At 70.8% G+C, this 14,965-nt stretch carries 17 protein-coding genes and 2 pseudogenes; 7 read left to right on the plus strand and 12 right to left on the minus strand.

What is annotated here, in order from left to right; translation table 11 throughout:
* Window positions 1–5: 5 nt before the first annotated feature.
* Window positions 6–584, minus strand: coding sequence for an SDR family NAD(P)-dependent oxidoreductase (locus AB0C87_RS33870; RefSeq protein ID WP_360581254.1), 579 nt, complete (start codon window positions 582–584; stop codon window positions 6–8).
* A 107-nt stretch (window positions 585–691) separates the two neighbouring features.
* Here AB0C87_RS33870 and AB0C87_RS33875 point away from each other — a divergent pair, with 107 nt between their 5' ends.
* Entirely contained in the window at window positions 692–934 is a 243-nt protein-coding gene (locus AB0C87_RS33875) for a hypothetical protein (protein ID WP_345181923.1), read from the plus strand.
* A gap of 115 nt (window positions 935–1,049) precedes the next feature.
* On the opposite strand, the gene AB0C87_RS33880 is transcribed toward AB0C87_RS33875, so the two are convergent.
* The 6 genes from AB0C87_RS33880 to AB0C87_RS33905 all read right to left on the minus strand — a co-directional run bounded on the left by AB0C87_RS33880 (window position 1,050) and on the right by AB0C87_RS33905 (window position 6,566).
* Window positions 1,050–1,988, minus strand: a complete 939-nt coding sequence (locus tag AB0C87_RS33880; protein WP_360581255.1) for an RNA polymerase sigma-70 factor — start codon at window positions 1,986–1,988, stop codon at window positions 1,050–1,052.
* 156 nt (window positions 1,989–2,144) lie between these two features.
* Window positions 2,145–3,239 carry a ferritin-like protein gene (locus tag AB0C87_RS33885; protein WP_345181919.1) on the minus strand — a complete coding sequence of 365 codons (1,095 nt, stop codon included), beginning with the start codon at window positions 3,237–3,239 and terminating at the stop codon, window positions 2,145–2,147.
* A gap of 38 nt (window positions 3,240–3,277) precedes the next feature.
* The gene (locus AB0C87_RS33890; protein WP_360581256.1) at window positions 3,278–4,306 is read right to left on the minus strand and encodes a methyltransferase domain-containing protein; all 1,029 of its coding nucleotides are present in this window, start codon (window positions 4,304–4,306) and stop codon (window positions 3,278–3,280) included.
* 71 nt (window positions 4,307–4,377) lie between these two features.
* A complete protein-coding gene (locus AB0C87_RS33895; RefSeq protein ID WP_345181915.1) occupies window positions 4,378–4,815 on the minus strand; it encodes a cupin domain-containing protein in 438 nt (145 codons plus the stop codon).
* 36 nt (window positions 4,816–4,851) lie between these two features.
* A complete protein-coding gene (locus AB0C87_RS33900) occupies window positions 4,852–5,610 on the minus strand; it encodes an SDR family oxidoreductase (RefSeq protein ID WP_345181913.1) in 759 nt (252 codons plus the stop codon).
* A gap of 377 nt (window positions 5,611–5,987) precedes the next feature.
* Window positions 5,988–6,566, minus strand: a complete 579-nt coding sequence (locus AB0C87_RS33905) for a TetR/AcrR family transcriptional regulator (RefSeq protein WP_345181912.1) — start codon at window positions 6,564–6,566, stop codon at window positions 5,988–5,990.
* A 113-nt stretch (window positions 6,567–6,679) separates the two neighbouring features.
* Here AB0C87_RS33905 and AB0C87_RS33910 point away from each other — a divergent pair, with 113 nt between their 5' ends.
* Window positions 6,680–7,759, plus strand: coding sequence for a Gfo/Idh/MocA family oxidoreductase (locus AB0C87_RS33910; RefSeq protein WP_360581257.1), 1,080 nt, complete (start codon window positions 6,680–6,682; stop codon window positions 7,757–7,759).
* A 120-nt stretch (window positions 7,760–7,879) separates the two neighbouring features.
* Here the strand turns inward: AB0C87_RS33910 and AB0C87_RS33915 are convergent, their stop codons facing one another.
* Both AB0C87_RS33915 and AB0C87_RS33920 read right to left on the minus strand, forming a co-directional pair.
* Window positions 7,880–8,656 (minus strand): recombinase family protein, encoded by a 777-nt coding sequence (locus tag AB0C87_RS33915; RefSeq protein ID WP_353833568.1) that lies wholly within the window; start codon window positions 8,654–8,656, stop codon window positions 7,880–7,882.
* Window positions 8,657–8,668: 12 nt separating this feature from the next.
* Complete coding sequence (locus AB0C87_RS33920; protein ID WP_345181909.1) at window positions 8,669–9,268, minus strand: TetR/AcrR family transcriptional regulator; 600 nt, start codon at window positions 9,266–9,268, stop codon at window positions 8,669–8,671.
* A gap of 15 nt (window positions 9,269–9,283) precedes the next feature.
* Between AB0C87_RS33920 and AB0C87_RS33925 the strand changes: the two genes are divergently transcribed.
* From AB0C87_RS33925 to AB0C87_RS33935, 3 genes are all read left to right on the plus strand, one after another.
* On the plus strand, window positions 9,284–9,913 hold the full coding sequence (locus tag AB0C87_RS33925; protein WP_345181907.1) for an MFS transporter: 630 nt from the start codon (window positions 9,284–9,286) through the stop codon (window positions 9,911–9,913).
* Complete coding sequence (locus tag AB0C87_RS33930) at window positions 9,859–10,614, plus strand: MFS transporter (RefSeq protein WP_360581258.1); 756 nt, start codon at window positions 9,859–9,861, stop codon at window positions 10,612–10,614. Before AB0C87_RS33925 ends, AB0C87_RS33930 begins: the two co-directional genes overlap by 55 nt.
* A 222-nt stretch (window positions 10,615–10,836) precedes the next feature.
* The gene (locus AB0C87_RS33935) at window positions 10,837–11,004 is read left to right on the plus strand and encodes a hypothetical protein (protein WP_258939711.1); all 168 of its coding nucleotides are present in this window, start codon (window positions 10,837–10,839) and stop codon (window positions 11,002–11,004) included.
* A gap of 123 nt (window positions 11,005–11,127) precedes the next feature.
* On the opposite strand, the pseudogene AB0C87_RS33940 reads toward AB0C87_RS33935, so the two are convergent.
* Window positions 11,128–11,238 (minus strand): annotated as a pseudogene (locus tag AB0C87_RS33940) (type I methionyl aminopeptidase); the annotation flags it as partial.
* A 220-nt stretch (window positions 11,239–11,458) separates the two neighbouring features.
* On the opposite strand from AB0C87_RS33940, the pseudogene AB0C87_RS33945 reads away from it, so the two are divergent.
* Both AB0C87_RS33945 and AB0C87_RS33950 read left to right on the plus strand, forming a co-directional pair.
* Window positions 11,459–11,738, plus strand: a pseudogene (locus AB0C87_RS33945) (glycosyltransferase family 2 protein); the annotation flags it as partial.
* Window positions 11,739–12,405: 667 nt separating this feature from the next.
* Complete coding sequence (locus AB0C87_RS33950) at window positions 12,406–12,789, plus strand: peptidase inhibitor family I36 protein (RefSeq protein WP_345181903.1); 384 nt, start codon at window positions 12,406–12,408, stop codon at window positions 12,787–12,789.
* 40 nt (window positions 12,790–12,829) lie between these two features.
* On the opposite strand, the gene AB0C87_RS33955 is transcribed toward AB0C87_RS33950, so the two are convergent.
* Complete coding sequence (locus AB0C87_RS33955; protein WP_360581259.1) at window positions 12,830–13,135, minus strand: hypothetical protein; 306 nt, start codon at window positions 13,133–13,135, stop codon at window positions 12,830–12,832.
* 459 nt (window positions 13,136–13,594) lie between these two features.
* On the minus strand, window positions 13,595–14,830 hold the full coding sequence (locus AB0C87_RS33960) for a hypothetical protein (RefSeq protein ID WP_360581260.1): 1,236 nt from the start codon (window positions 14,828–14,830) through the stop codon (window positions 13,595–13,597).
* Between the last annotated feature and the right edge of the window lie 135 nt (window positions 14,831–14,965).

The following is a 14,965-nucleotide window of genomic DNA, read 5'->3' on the forward strand; positions in this document are numbered from 1 at the left end:
CTCTCCTACCTGGTCTGGTCGGTCGGCCGGACGAGGATCTCGTTGACGGCGACGTGCTCGGGCTGGGTGACCGCGTACACGACGGCGTTGGCGATGTCCTCGGGCTGCAGGCTGCGCATGGCGGCGGCCATGTCCCGGGCGAGGGCCCGCATCGTGGGATCCGTGTTGTGGTTGATCAGTTCGCTCGCGACGAAACCGGGTTCGACGACCACCACGCGAACGCCCTGGGCCGTGACCTCCTGCCGCAGCGCCTCGGAGAAGGCGGTGACCGACTCCTGGTCGGTCACGTCCAGGTTGAGGGGCAGAATCTCGCCCGGCGCCTTGCGCGCGAGAGACTCCAGCCGATCCGCGCGCCGGGCTCCGGCGGCGACGCGGGCCCCCTCCGCCGAGAAGGCCAGCGCTGTGGCCTCGCCGATGCCCGAGGACGCTCCAGTGACGAGGACGACCCTGCCGTTGAACTCGCGGTGCAGTTTCAGCCTTCCCGTAGATTCACGGCGACCGCCGGAGCACAGACCCGCCGCGCCCCGGGCGCCGCCCGGTCGCCAGCTAAGACAGGCGACCCGCCCGGGCTGTGACAGCCCCATCGAAAGTGCGTGCTCACTCTCGTCGGCGCGGAGCCTGTCACGGATCAGGGGGCTGTCCGGTCTATCCAGGGGACCGATGCCGCCATTCCATGCAAGGAGAGCAAGACGTGCCATTCGCAACTGAGGGCGACGAACTCAGCTTCGAGCAGGACATCAGGCCCCTGTTCCGGACGAAGGACCGCGCCGCGATGCTGACCCGATTCGACCTGTTCGATCATGCTGACGTCTCCGAGCACGCCGACGCCATCATCGGTTCCCTGCTGAGTGGGCGAATGCCGTGCGACGGCGCATGGCCCGAGGCGGACCTGGAGAAGCTCCAGCGGTGGATCGACATCGGCAAACCGGCTTGAGGGACGGCAGCCCGACGGGGCCTCCGCCCATGACCGGCAGCGGCAGGTTGTGGGCGGACGGCTCCCGCCCGGCCTTGGTGCGGCCATCCAACGGGGTGGCGGGTCGCGCGGGCGGTCAGGTGACGACCGTCGCGGCGGTGATCTTGGCGGGGTTCATCATCCACAGCACCTGGCCGATGCCCTGGTCGGTGCCGTCGACGGTGAGGACGGTGAAGGTTTGGCCGTCGCGCTGGAGCAGGGCGGCCCACTGACCGTTAACGATGGCCCACTCCACGTCGACCCCGTCCCAGAAGTGGTTCGCGAACGCCCGGACGTACTTGGCGACGCGGACCCCGCCCACCACGGGGAAACGGGACGCCCGGACGGCGCCCCCGCCGTCGGAGTAGCTGACCGCGTCCGCGGCGAGGAGCTCCTCCAGAGCGGCCATGTCGCCGGCGCGGGCAGCGGCGACGAAAGCGGTCAGCAGCCTGCGCTGCTCGGCGCCGGTCACCGGTGCCCGCCGCTCGGACCGCAGGTGCTTGCGGGCCCTGCTGACCAGCTGCCGGACCGCCGCCTCCCCGGCCTGGAGGATCTCGGCGATCTGCGGATAGGGATAGTCGAACGCCTCCCGTAGGACATAGGCGGCGCGTTCGGTGGGCGACAGCCGTTCCAGGAGCATCAGGACCGCGAAACTGAGCGCTTCGCCGCGTTCGGCTCCCAGGTACGGATCGGAGCCGGTGTCGACGGGTTCGGGCAGCCAGGGACCGATGTAGCTCTCCCTGCGGACCCGGGCGGACTGCAGGACGTTGATCGCCAGCCGGGTGGTGGTCGTCGCCAGGAACGCGGCGGGATCGGCCACGGCGGCGCGGTCGTAGGTCTGCCACCGCAGCCAGACGTCCTGCACCAGGTCCTCGGCCTCGGTGACGCTGCCCAGCATCCGGTAGGCGATCCCGAACAGCCGTCGCCGCACCTCGGCGAAGACCGCCGCGGCGTGGTCGAGATCGCCCGCCGTCTCCGGAACGGCGGCGGCCGGCCCGTCCGCCGCCGGGTCGCCGCCCGGTCCGCCGTCCGCCACCAAGATCGCCCCCGTTCGGATCGCCGGCCTGTCCGGTCTCACCTGCCCTCGGACAGCTCAGACAAGGCAGGCCTCACTTCTGTGACAGTAACCGCTACCAGTCCGAGATGGCGGAGCGCCTCCAAAAGGAGGCCGCGCGCGGGGTGCGTTGATGCGTTACGGCTCGTCGCCGGCGCTCCCACCGCGCTCATCCGGCGGGACGTACTCGAACGTGGGGCCGGCCGTGGTGCCGTCGCCGTCGGGCGTGCGCATCAGCGCCTGGGCCTGCGCCTTGAGCCTGTACATGGTGGTGACTGCGACCCCGAGCAGCTGCGGGCAGCCGTTGAACGCCTGCTCCAGCAGGTGCAGGAGAGTGCAGTACGTCCGGTTGAACTCCTCCTGGGCCGCGCGGATCGCACTGCCCGGGGGATGGTCGGCGATCTTGGGGTTGGGCCGCATCGGCAGGACGCCGGCGAAGTCCACGCCGACCGGCTCGCCGGTGGGCCCGGACCGCGGGGTGTCGCCGCGGCGGTAGCGGCGGCCGACTCTGAGCTCCTGGAAGCGGTAGTAGTGGGCGACCTCGTCCCGGCCGGGGTGGTGGACGTCGGGGTCGCCGTCCCAGACCGCGCCGCGGGACGTGCCCTCGCCCTCCTCGACGATCTCCTCCAGCGCGGCCAGCGCCGAGGCCAGATCGGTGACCGCGATCATCTGTCCGGCGGTGTGCTGGAAGTGCCCGGCGTGGACCTGGCGGGACGGGTCGCCCGAGAAGACCTCCGCCTCGCCGAGCCGGTCGCACAGGCCGCTCAGCCCGGCCTCGATCGCTTCGTAGAACTGCCCGATCGTCTCGTAGCCGTCGCCTTCGGCGGGAGCGCCGGGCGGCGCCGGCCGCTCCAGGCGGAGGAACATGTCGAGCGCCGCATCGCCGAACGGGAGCAGCGACAGCTCCAGCGAGGGGTCGCCGTGCGGCAGCCGCCGGGGGTGCGGCGGCAGCAGCTCCGGCGCGTCCAGCCGCGGGCTCCCGCCGACGGCGTTGAGCAGGTTCGCCGCCAGCACCAGGTGCAGCATCTCCTCGATGAAGACGCCCGCCACCGCCTCCGCGCCATCGGGGTTGCGTTCCGGGTCGAGCGAGTAGAGCGCGCACAGGTACGGCGGCAGGGTCGCGTGCTCCAGCTCGATCGCCCACTGCAGGTGCTCGCGGAGATCGTCGAGCGTGGCGATTCCGGTCGACGGGACGGGAACGGGGGCATGCTGCCGCCCGAGTGGGTGGTTCATGAGTGTCTCGCTTCGGATGTCGTGAGGTGGGGCAGGGGTCAGGCGCCTTCGCCGGGGCCGTGCCCCCAGGACCGGAAACCGGACTCCAGTTCCTCGGCCGCGCCGAGCAGGTTGCGGAGCTCGACCTCCTCCGCCTCGGCCTCGGCTGGGTCGAACAGCCACTCGGAGACCGGCTGCGCCGCGACCCGCGCCGGGTCGCTCGCCTTGGCCAGCTCCAGTTCGGCCTCGACCTCCGCCTCGAACTCGATCTCGAACTCGTCGCCGGTCGGGGTGCTCATCGGTCCTCCATGCGCGGATCGTTCGGATGGCCGCCCGGCCGGACGCCTGGTCGCGTGGACCAGCCGCACGGAGATCTGCCCGGAGGCGAACAGGCGGGTGAAGGTCTCGCTCTGGCGGGCGGCCAGAGCGTGGGCGCGGTCGGCTCGGTGCCGGCCCGCGACGGCGGCGGCGACCCGCTCGACGCGTCGCGTCCACGACAGCGGCGCGTCGCCTGGCCGGTCGGTCTGCTCGACCACCTCGAAGCCCGCGGCGTCGAGCAGACCGGCGAGCGCCCGCCGGGTCGGGAAGAGGTTGCCCTCCGGGCCCGGGACCCTGGGGTCCCGGGCGACGATGACCAGGAGCCCCAGCGGCGCACCGGGCGGCAGCACCCGGTGGATCTCGCGGAGGACCGCGGCCTTGTCCCGGACGGTGTCCAGCACCCCCAGACACCAGGCGGCGTCGATCGACCCGGCCCGCAGAGGGATCCGGGCGCCGTCCGCCGTGACGACCGGCAGCCCGAACAGCCGGGCCGCGGCGCGGCACGCGGCCGGCATCGGCTCCAGCAGGATCGGCCGGACGCCGAACCGCTCCGCCGCCCAGGCCGCCGGGCCGCCGACGCCGGCGCCCACGTCCAGCAGAACCGATCCGGGCTTCAGCTCGCACGCCTCCGCCAGCCAGGCCAACGCCGTCGGGTTCGCGCTGCCGCGGCACGCGGCCGGGATCGCGTACCGCTCCCCGAGCCGCTCGATGGCGTCGGCGGTCCACCCGGCGACCTCATCGAACTCGGCGACCATCGCCGATGCGGTCATGAGGAGTCTCCCAAGTACGGATCGGACGCGGCGGTTCTCCGACGGCCCGACGACAGGCATCTCGCGGATGGTCAGGAATCTTCGGAGACCCGCAGGTGTGCGCGTTCGGCGAGCTCGGTCTCGTCCACGAGGGTCAGCATCGGCTTGCCGGGCTCGCAGAACATGGTGACGACGAACCGGACCGGCATGTCGTCGCGGTTGTTGCCGTCCTGGTAGTGGATGACGTCGCCGCCGGGCTCCCAGAACGCCTCACCGGCCGGGACGGGCCGGGGCGCCTGCCCTTCGAGCTCCATCAGCATCTCGCCCTCCAGCACGTAGCCGAACGCCGGGCCGGGATGCCGGTGCGGCGGCGCGCCGGGGTCGCCGGGCGGGTACTCGATGACCACGGTCATGGCGTGCGCGCCGGCCGGGATGAAGGGCGACTCGACCTCCTGGACGGTGGTGAGCGCGGTCTGCCACGCGGTCGATCTGGGCTTCGGCTCGGCGGCGGTGGCGTCAGGGCCGGGCATGGTGGTGCCTCCTAGTCTCGTCGGTGCGGACGGGGGTCACTTGACGGGGTTCGCGGCCAGCCAGTCGACGTATGTGATCTCGCCGAGGGTCGCGGCGCCCTCGTCCGGAACGAGGTCGCGCTCGTGCATCTCGGCGCCGAAGTAGTGCGCGTGCGGGTCGGTGACGACCTCGCGCGGGTCGCCCCACGCGGCCAGCGCCTTGCGGAAGAACTCGTCCATCCGCGACACCTCGGGGCCGGCGATCTGGAGGCGGCCGTTCAGCGGCGCGCCCGCCGCGGTCCGCGCGACCGTCCGGGACACCTCCTCGCCCGCGATGGGCTGGAACAGCACCGGCGGCATCGGGACCGTGTCGCCGCCGGCGGCGGCCTCGTCGGCGATCCGGCGGCCGAACTCGAAGAACTGCGTCGCGTGGATCAGCGAGAACGGGATCGGCGACTCCTCGATCAGCTTCTCCTGCGCGACCTTCGCCCGGAAGTAGCCGATGTCGGGCCGCCGGTCGGTGTTCACGATCGTCAGCGCGACGTGGTGGCCCACGCCCGCCTTCTTCTCCGCCTCAAGCAGGTTGCCGGTCGAGGTCGTGAAGAAGTTCAGCACCGCCGCGTCCTCGAAGGACGGCGAGTTGGACACGTCGATGACCACGGACGCGCCCTCCAGCACCTCGGCCAGTCCCTCGCCCGTGAGCGTGTCCACGCCCGTGTTCGGCGCGGCCGGCACCGCCTCGTGCCCGTGCTGGCGGAGCATCTCCACGGCCTTCGAACCGATCAGGCCGGTGCCGCCGATAACCACGATCTTCATGAGTGCCCTCCTGTCCGCCGGGCCGTCGGTCACAGCCCGGTCGACAGCTAAGACAGGGCACTCACCCGGGCTGTGACAGCTCCCGCGAAGATTTCCGGAGCCCGCCCGACGCGGCCGTCACAAGCCCGGTCCCTCGCTCGCCTCCGCAGCCGGACGAGCCCATGCGACGACGGAAGCGAGACCGTGCCACGAGCAGGCGCCGCATGCCGTATCCGGATAACCGCGCGGTCGACGAGCCGCACAGCAGGCACGCCCCGTCTGGGCTCGTCCCGTTCCTACAGGTCTTCCCCTGGTCGTCGACGCGCCGGCCGGTGCGGGTGACGAACAGGTGAGCGGAGCGAGGCCTCGAGACGTGGAGCGGCGGCGTCTGAGGGCTCTCAGTCCAACAGGGCGCGCAGCGCCAGGTCGCCGATCTGCTGTAGCTCGTCGTGGCTGCGGCCGGCTGCCGCCTGGACGGCGATGCCGTCGGAGATCGTGTGGACGAGGGCGGCCAGGGTGGCCGGTTCGTAGTGGGAGGGCAGGTCGGCGGCCTGCTCCAGCCGCTTGCGCAGCGCCGCCTCACCGGCTTTGCGCGCCGCGACGGCGTCCTGGCGTACGGTGTGCGCCTCCGGGCCGCGGGCGTGCACGCTGTTGACGCACAGGCAGCCGTGGGGCGTGTGCTCGCCCGCGGTCAGTTTCACCGCCCCGCGGATCAGCCGCTCGACGACCTCGCGGCCGGTGGGAGCGTCCAGCGCGTCGGCGGTGTAGGCGCCGGGGCCGCCGAGGTAACGGGCCAGGACCTTGGCGAACAGTTCTTCCTTGTTGCCGAAGGCGGCATAGAGGCTGGGCTTGTTGATGCCCATCGCGGCGGTCAGGTCGGTCAGCGAGGTGCCCTCGTAGCCATGCCGCCAGAACACCTCCAGCGCGCGGTCAAGTGCGGCGTCTGCGTCGAACGAGCGTGGGCGTCCGCCGGGCATGCCGTCCTCCCTACTCTCACCCAGTTCTATACCTTTCGGTACGTTACCTCTTGCGTGAGAGCGTCGCACTGTTCTAGTTTCATACCGCAAGGTACATAACTGAAGGGTGACGCATGATCCGAGTCGGAGTTGTCGGGGCCAGCGGTTGGGCGGACGGCTCGCACCTACCCGCACTGGCCGCGCTTGAGGAGTTCGAGGTGACCGCGGTCGCGACCACCAATCAGGCCAGCGCGGACCGGGCGGCCGCCGCCCATGGCGTGCGGCACGCCTTCGCCGACGCGGGCGAGCTCGCCGAGCACCCCGAGGTCGACCTGGTCGTCGTCTCGGTGAAGGCGTCCGGGCATGCCGCCGTGATCAGGGCCGCGCTCAAGGCCGGCAAGCACGTCGTGTCCGAGTGGCCGTTGGGTGTCGACGCCGACGAAGCGAGCGAGTTGACCGAGGCCGCCACTGCCGCAGGCGTTATCCATGCGGTCGTCCTCCAGGGGCACCACTCGCCGAGCGTGCGCTTTGCCGCCGACCTGTTGGCCGAAGGCCGGATCGGCACGCTCGAATCGGTCGCACTGGTGGCCGAGGGTGCACCCTGGGGCGGCAGTCAAATCTGGCCGAACCTGGTGTTCGGCCTCGACCCCTCAGAGGGAACCAACATCCTGACCATCATGGCCGGCCACTTTCTGGCCACACTCGAACGGGTCGCGGGACCGCTGGCCGAGGTCTCGGCGCGGCTGCCCCGCACGCACGACCGCGTGCGGGTCGCCGGGACGGAACAGACCGCGCCCAACGCCACGCCCAGCCACGTGCTGCTGCACGGACTGCTGACCAGCGGCGCCACCGCCTCCGTCGCCATTCACGGCGGCAACGGACCCGTCCAAGACGCGTTCGCGCTCAAACTCGTCGGCAGCGACGCAACACTGACCGCCACTCCGGCCCAGCGCGAGACGTACATCCACTGGAACGACTGGAACATCAGGATCGGGGACGACGTACTCGCGGTGCCCGACACCTATCGCACTGTCCCCGCCAGCATCCGGTCCGGCCCGCCGGCCAACATCGCGGCCCTCTACCAGGAAGTCGCCCGGGCCATCGAAGAAGACCGGCAGCCACACTCCAATTTCGAGACAGCCCTGCGGCACCACCGGCTCCTCGCCGCCATCGAACGGTCCGCAGCCGATGGAACCGCCCAGGAAATCTCCTAACTCACCCGGCACTGGCAACGGCGGCTGGGCGCTGATGCCCGATCCCGACGGCGCGGAGTTTTTCGTAGGGGCGGGACCGGAATACGCCAGAAACCTGCCGTGGTCTCTCGTAGATGCCGGTCAGGTGTGGGCTTGTAGGGCGGTGAAGTCGGCGCGGGCTTGTTCCACCGTCTCGGGGTGGCGCTGGCGCTTGTCGTGTTCGGCCAGCGCTCGGTAGATGCTGGCAGGGCTCGGGCTTTGCCCTTTGCGTTTGCCGGTGGGGATGATCAGGTCTGACCGAATGTCTTCGACGGATTCGCCGCGGAAGCGGCGGCGGAGCACGGTGTGCAGCATGTCCTCTTCGGCCATCGCGGCGAAGAACGCGAACAGAACCCGGCCGGTGCCGGATGGGTCGTAGGTCCCGGTCAGTGGGCCGGCGAGCATTTCCAGGGCGATGCCGTGTGCGGTGAGGTGGTCGGCGAGTGCGGTCAGTTCGGCGGAGTCGCGGCCGAGCCGCTTCATCTCGTACACGGTGAGGATGACCCGGCAGTGTGGGGCGCGCGCCTTGATCTGCCGGCACGCTTCCAGGGCGTTTTCGAACTCGGGGCGGATCCGCACGCGGGTGGAGACTTTCTCGGCGAAGACCTTCTCGCGCGCGTTCCCGGCACCAACCGCGTGAGAACGAATTCTGAGACGAGATCCGCCCCGCGTTGCGCTCTGTCGGCCTGCTGAGCGGGCGCTTCTCAGAATTCGACCATTTGTGAGAGCCGCGGCGCGTACCGAAAGTTGCGCCTGAATACGCTTGTCCTTGTGCAGGGTGGGGTCGTGGGACGAGCCTCCCTCCAGGAGGGTTGAGTCGCACCGTTGGTATCCGTCGAGATCCGGGGGCACGGGCGAGATCTGCACCGCGCGTGTCACTACTGCATCTAATTAGTGCCGATGCGCGTCGCCGGTCACCACTCCCTCCAGCATCAGCTGTAGGAGCCGGACGCTCGCGTCCCTGCCCGGCGTCGAGTTCTCGCGCACCCAACCGGCCGCAGTCAGGAGATCGAACAGTTCGTCGGGCGTGAGGTCGGCTCGCACTCGGCCCGCGTCCTGAGCGGCGCGTAGTAGATCGGTGCCGCAACGGTGCATCGCCGTACACGCCACGTGCGACGGGGTGCCCTCGTCGTACATCGCCTCGGTGAGGATGCCGACCAGGCCACGGAAGGTGCTGATGTGGACCACGGCACTGCGCATCCAGTGGGTGAGGGCATCCAGCGGATCCCTCGCGTCGGCGAGCGTGCGGGCCTCGGCGATGAGCGCATCGAGGCCGTCCCTGGTGGCGGCCTCGACGAGGGAGGCCCGCGTGGGGAAGTGCCGGTAGAGCGTGCCGATCGCCACGCCTGCCTGCGCCGCGATGTCCTCGAGGAAGGCGTCGGACCCGGAGGCCGCGAAGGCCTTGCGGGCGGCGGCGAGGATCGCGTCGTAATTGCGCCGACCATCCGCGCGCTTGGGGCGCTGGGCGATGTAGGGCGCCGTCGGCTCCATGACCGTTCCGAGTTCATGCTCCAGCTCGACGGCACGATCATGAACGTCGGGCTGCCCGGCGCCCAGACCGACCTGGACCTCGGCGTCACCAGCGCCTCTTGGGTGCTCAACAGCTTCTTCCTCGCCTTCGGCGGCCTGCTCCTACTCGCCGGACGCCTCGGTGACGTACTCGGACACCGCCGAGTCTTCCTGTTCGGGGTCAGTCTGGTCGGCGCCTCGTCGTTGCTCGCCGGGCTCGCACCCAACTTCCCTGTACTGCTCGTCGGACGCGCCCTGCAAGGAGCAGGGGCCGCCATCGCAGGACCCACCGGTCTCGCCCTGTTGACCATCGAGTTCGAGGGGGAACGACAGCAGAAGGCGTTCGGCCTGTACGCCACCGTCAGCAGCCTCGGCGCCGCCGCCGGCATGATCCTCGGCAGCGTCCTGACCTGGGCGGGAGACTGGCGGTGGACGCTCCTGGTGAACGTCCCCGTCGCCTTGGCCATCGTCCTGATCGCCGCCAAGGTCCTCGCCCGCAGCGAGGCCCCGCCACCCGCCGCTCCTTCGGAGCGCCCAGCGCCCTCCTGGTCACCGGAGCGCTCGTCGCCCTGGTGTACGGACTCGTCCGGACCGCGGAGCGCGGCTGGGACGACGTTGGGACGCTGATCTCGCTAGGCGCCACCGTCGTGCCTGTCCTGGCGCTGCTCGCCGTCGACTCCCGGTCCGGCGAACCTCTGTTGCCCCTGCGGGTATTCGCACACCGCGAGCGCGTCGGCGGTTTCCTCGGCCTGATCCTGCTCGCCGCCGTCCTGACCGCCTTCCTCTTCTACGAGGTCCAGTATCTGAACGTCGTTCTCGGCTTCGGCCCCCTGGAACGCGGCCTTGCGATCTTGCCGTTCGGGCTGGGTATTCTGCTCACCGTGCAGGTGTTCACCAAATACCTGTCCGGCATACCCCTCAAGATCCGCGGAGTGCTCGGCCTCGTGGTGGTCCTGGCCGCCGTTCTGTGGCTCACCCGTTTGGACGCCGGCAGTTCGTACGCGGCCGACGTTCTGCCCCCGATTGTCGTGCTCGGCGTCGGCGTCGGCCTGGCGATCGTCCCGGTCAACATGACGATCCTGTCGACGACCCGTCCCGAGGACGCGGGCGTCACCGCGGGCATCTTGCAGGCCGCGCTGACCGTTGGCGGCACTATCGGGCTCGCCGTGCTGCTCATTCCGTTCACCTCAGGCAACGGACGCCCGGGCGACACCATCTCGTCGCTGTTCTGGTGGGCGACGGGAATCGCGGCGGCAGCCGTACTCATAGCCAGCGGGTTCTGGTTCACGTCGGGATCCGTTGAACCGGCCACCGATCAGGAGAAGTAGGGAACAGGGCGCGGGGGTCCAAGTCCAGCCGGGTGGTCGGGATCGCGTCGGAACACGGGCAGGGGTGACGCGCGGGGCGCACGGTCGCCCGGAGCCGCTCGGCCATGCCCTCGGGCGCGATGCCGTTGCCGGTCCCGGTCAGCCGTGCACGGTGTAAGAGGCCGGTGCTCGGCATCGGGTCGCGTCAACGCGCGGCAAAGCAGAACCTCCAGGAGGAACATCATGACGCGTAGGGAACCTGTCCAGCCGCTGGATGAGGCCGGAGCCCTGGCCGCCGCCAGTGGTGAAGTGGTGGTGACGGGAGTCACCGTCGGTGAGGACGGTGTCACCCGGGCCATCGTGGGCGACCCCACGACCGGCACGGGACGCGCCGTCGACCTCGGCCGGTAGACCCGCTGAGGTCGGAGCTCTCCGAACACAGGGCTGGTCCGCACCCTCGAAGCTTTCGAGGGTGCGGACCGGCCATCTGCAGTGGACTGCTCGCCCGGTGCCGGTCTCCGTCGGCGGCACCCCCTACTTCGGGAGGGCGAGGATCTCGGCGCCGTCGTCGGTGATGGCGATCGTGTGCTCGCTGTGGGCCGTGCGGCAGCCCGTCGCGCTCCGGAGCGTCCACCCGTCGACCTCGTCCGGCCGGACCTGCACCTGCCTCGACACCGACAGCGGCATGTTCTCCCCCGACGGCAGAGTGCGGCGTCGCAGGCGCGGTGTCGGCGTTCTTCCGCGGTCAGCCGCGCGTCCTGCCCGGCGATCCCCATCAGCGCCGCCTGGCACGGATCCAGGGCGGCGAACGCGTCCACGTACCGGCCGGCGAGATCACCAGAGCGGCTACCGCCCCAGGCTAAGGCCCCGCCACCTGCTCTTCCTGGACGCCGACCTCGCCGAGACCGCGCGAGGCCGCGCCGCTGGTCGAGCTGGTCCCGGCGGGCGAGGCCGTCATGACGATCGCCGTATTCAGCGCGACCGTGAAGCTCGGCGGGCACGGGTTCGTGGTGCGACTGTCGCGCGACGGGATCCGCCGCGCCGCCAGCTGGGAGGCCACCACGCCCCTGAACGGGCAGCTCTGCCTGACCCACGCCGCGTTCGACGCCACGCTCCCGCTCGCCGCGGGTTTCGGGGCGAAGACCGCGAGTCATTCCCGAGAAGAGGGACCAGGCCGCCAACGGAAAAAGAAGGCCCCTCAGGCGGCCGGCCCGTCAACCCCGTCACGGTGGTGGACGGCCTGCCCCAAGGGTTCGAGGCAAGAGGCGGGTCAGCGGTCGAAGACGTTCCCGGCGAGCTCGGCGAGGACGCGGTTTTCGGCCCGGGTGGGGGCCGCTCGACCAGCGAGGGGATGCGGCGCCGGGACCAGCTCGTCACAGCTCACGGGCCTATGACCTGGCTTTATAGTGTGACCGTCGACATGGGGGCGGCGTGCCATCGCTCGCGCGCAGCGGCAGGGCCGAGAAGCTCGTACAGCCCTGACCGGCGAGAACTTCTTGATCCTTTGTGGCTCACTATTGACAGTGCAGTGTGGCGTGTCTCAAAATCCACAGCAGTCGCAACCGAAATCCCCCTTCTCGCTCAGCGTGAATCCGTTCCTCCGCCTGCCCCGTCACGGCATGGACCAGCCCCGACAGACCGGTTGCCGCCCCGCCGGGCAGGGACCACGAACGGACTCATCACCTCTGGTCGGACAACGCCCACCAATCCATTTGTGATCTAGCAGTTCGTGTCGACGCGTACGCGATGTCCCCGAGCAAGACCCGGCCCGATCCGATTCCACGAACATCCACGCCCGAAAGAAGGAAACCCATGCGCATGCGCAGCATGGCCGCGGTAGGAGTGCTCGCCGGCGCTCTTACGGTCGGCGTCACCGGAACCGCCCAAGCAGCAGCCCAGAACGGCGTCTGCGAACCCGGCGAAGTCTGCTTCTTCTGGGGGAGCAACCTGTGGGGATCCCTGTCGGACTTCTCCGCCCCGGTCGGCGACTTCGCGCCCTACAGATTCATCTCGCCCGCTCCCGGCCAGGGACAAGGGGTCAAGAACAACGCCGCTTCCGTGTGGAACAGAACCGGCCTGAACGTGCACGTCTGCTACAGCGAGTGGTACAACGGCTCGTGCGACTGGGTCGGATACCAGAGCTGGCGCAACCTGAACTACACGTTGAACGACAACGCATCGTTCCGTTTCGTCTAGGAATCATGCGGCCCGCTGACGTCCGGCGTCTCCGGGCCGCTCAGACGAACAAGCAGAACGCGCACCAGGGGACGACGGCCCGGAACACGACAACCAGCCCCCACCCCAAGCCTCGGCGGTCCAACCACAGAACGATCATGCCGACCACGGCGAGCGGGACGCCGAAGCTGCCCAGCGTCAGCCAGAACGCGGCCATGGCCGAGCTCATGCCGGCGATTCCCTCCTCCGGCCGCCACAGCCGACCGGTGAACCACGAGTCGGCATGGCGTCCCGCCGTCAGTAGCAGCCCGCCGAGTGTGTGCCCGGCACCCAGCAGGATGAGAAGCAGACCTGCCCACCTGATCATGTGCGTCTCCCTGAGATATGGAACTCTCAGGCCCAGGGCATGGCCGTGTAGATCAGCGGTACGGCGATCGCGACATACGTGGCGTAGACGCCCCAGCGGGCTGCGTCCCCCGCGGGCGAGTCACCGCAGTGCGCGCACCGCCGGTCCGCCGTACGGCGATGGGCCAGCGCGGCCGCCCCCACAGCAGCCCGCCGGTCACGCACACGAGCTGGTTGGCCGCCGACCACGTGCAGCAAACCGGGTTCCCGCAGGCCAGCCATCCCCTGGCCACGTCCAGCAGGCGCGGCTCACCGCAGGACCGGCAGCGCAGGACCGGGCAGGGCACCTCCGGTACTCCGGCCGTCCCGGTCAGCGCGCCGAGCGGCGGGTCGGTGGGAGGCGGGGACGATCCGGGGGTAAGGGAGAGGGCCATCGGGCCTCCGCTTGTCTCTGTGCGGGCTTACGGGGGGTAGTCAGCCATCATCGGCCGTCGGGCGCCGCGCGCGCGGCCTGTTCGGCGGCGTGCTCGGCGGTCTGGGCGCGTTGCTCGGCGGCGGCCGCGCGTTCGCGCTGCGTGCGGGCCTCGGCGCGCGCTTCCTCCAGCTGGCGCCGCACCTCGTTCATCGCCGCGTCGGCGGCCGCGCGGGCGGCCTGCAGGTCGGCGCGGGCCTGCGCGGCGTCCTGTAGCGCGGCGTCGGCCGCCGCGGCGGCTTCCTCGGCCGCGCGCTCGTTGCGCGCGGCGCTCTCCTGCGCGGTCCGCTCTTGCCGCTGGGCGTCGGTGAGCTGGTCGCGGGTCTCGGCGAGGGCCGTCTCGGCGGTATCGGCGCGGTCGGCGGTGGCGGCGTGCCGCGCCTGCTCCTCGGCGAGCTGGGCGCGTGCGGCCTGCAGCTCCTCCAGCAGTCGCGCGGTCTCCTGGTGCGCCGCGTCCAACTGCGCGGCGGTCTCGGCACACTCCCGCCCGGCCTCGGCGGCCTGCTGCTGGGCCTCGACGGCCTGCTGCTGGGCGACCTCGCGCAGGTGCCGTTCCGCGGCGGTCTCCTCCTCGGCTGCCTGCTGGGCGCGCTGGGCCTGCCCCTGCTGTCGCCACGCCCGCTCGGCGTCGGCTCGCGCGTCGGCGACCTGCTCGCGCGCGTCGCGGCGCGCGGCGGCGACCTTCTCATCCCGGTCAGCGCGCGCCTCCTTCGCCGCGGCGTCGGCCTCGTCGGCGCGGGCCTCGGCGAGCCCAGCGCGGGTCTCGGCCTCACCGGCGCGGCGACGCGCAGCCTGTGACTCGCGGCGCGCCTCCTCGGCGTCGTTGGTCGCGTCGGCAACCGCGCCGTTAAGCAGCGCGGTCAGCGCGCCGGCGTGCTCGCCGAGTTGGGCGACCAGCGGGGCCAGTAGCGCGGCTTCGGCGCGCAGCGTGCGCGCGGGCCCGAGCTCGGCGGTCTCCTGGCGGCGCACCTGCCTGCCGTTGTCGTTGCGGTGCTTGGTGCTGCAGAACCGGGCGTCTCGGCGGGCGCCGCGCGGGATCGGGCGGCCGCAGTGCTCGCACGGGCGGCGGCCTGCCGCTTCGGTGCGGGCGGTGCGCTCGGCGACCGCCGCGGCGGACAGGTCGTCACCGTCGACCGGACCGTCCAGGAGCGGCTCGGTGGGAGCGTCAGCGAGCGCGTCGGGCGGATCGAGCGGCTCGGGACTGCCAGCTGCGGCGCGCTCGCGGTCAGCATGATCGTTTGTCATCTTCTCAGACTATCAGCCAATCCGATCCGATTCGGATCCGATCTCTTTCGGATCGGATCGTGTAGTGTCTCGCTCAAATCACATCACACAATGCTGATTGTGTGGAACGGTGCGCTGCGAGATCCTGCTGTGTGG

The organism is Actinomadura sp. NPDC048021, from assembly GCF_040653135.1.
In the GTDB taxonomy this organism is placed as follows: domain Bacteria; phylum Actinomycetota; class Actinomycetes; order Streptosporangiales; family Streptosporangiaceae; genus Spirillospora; species Spirillospora verrucosospora.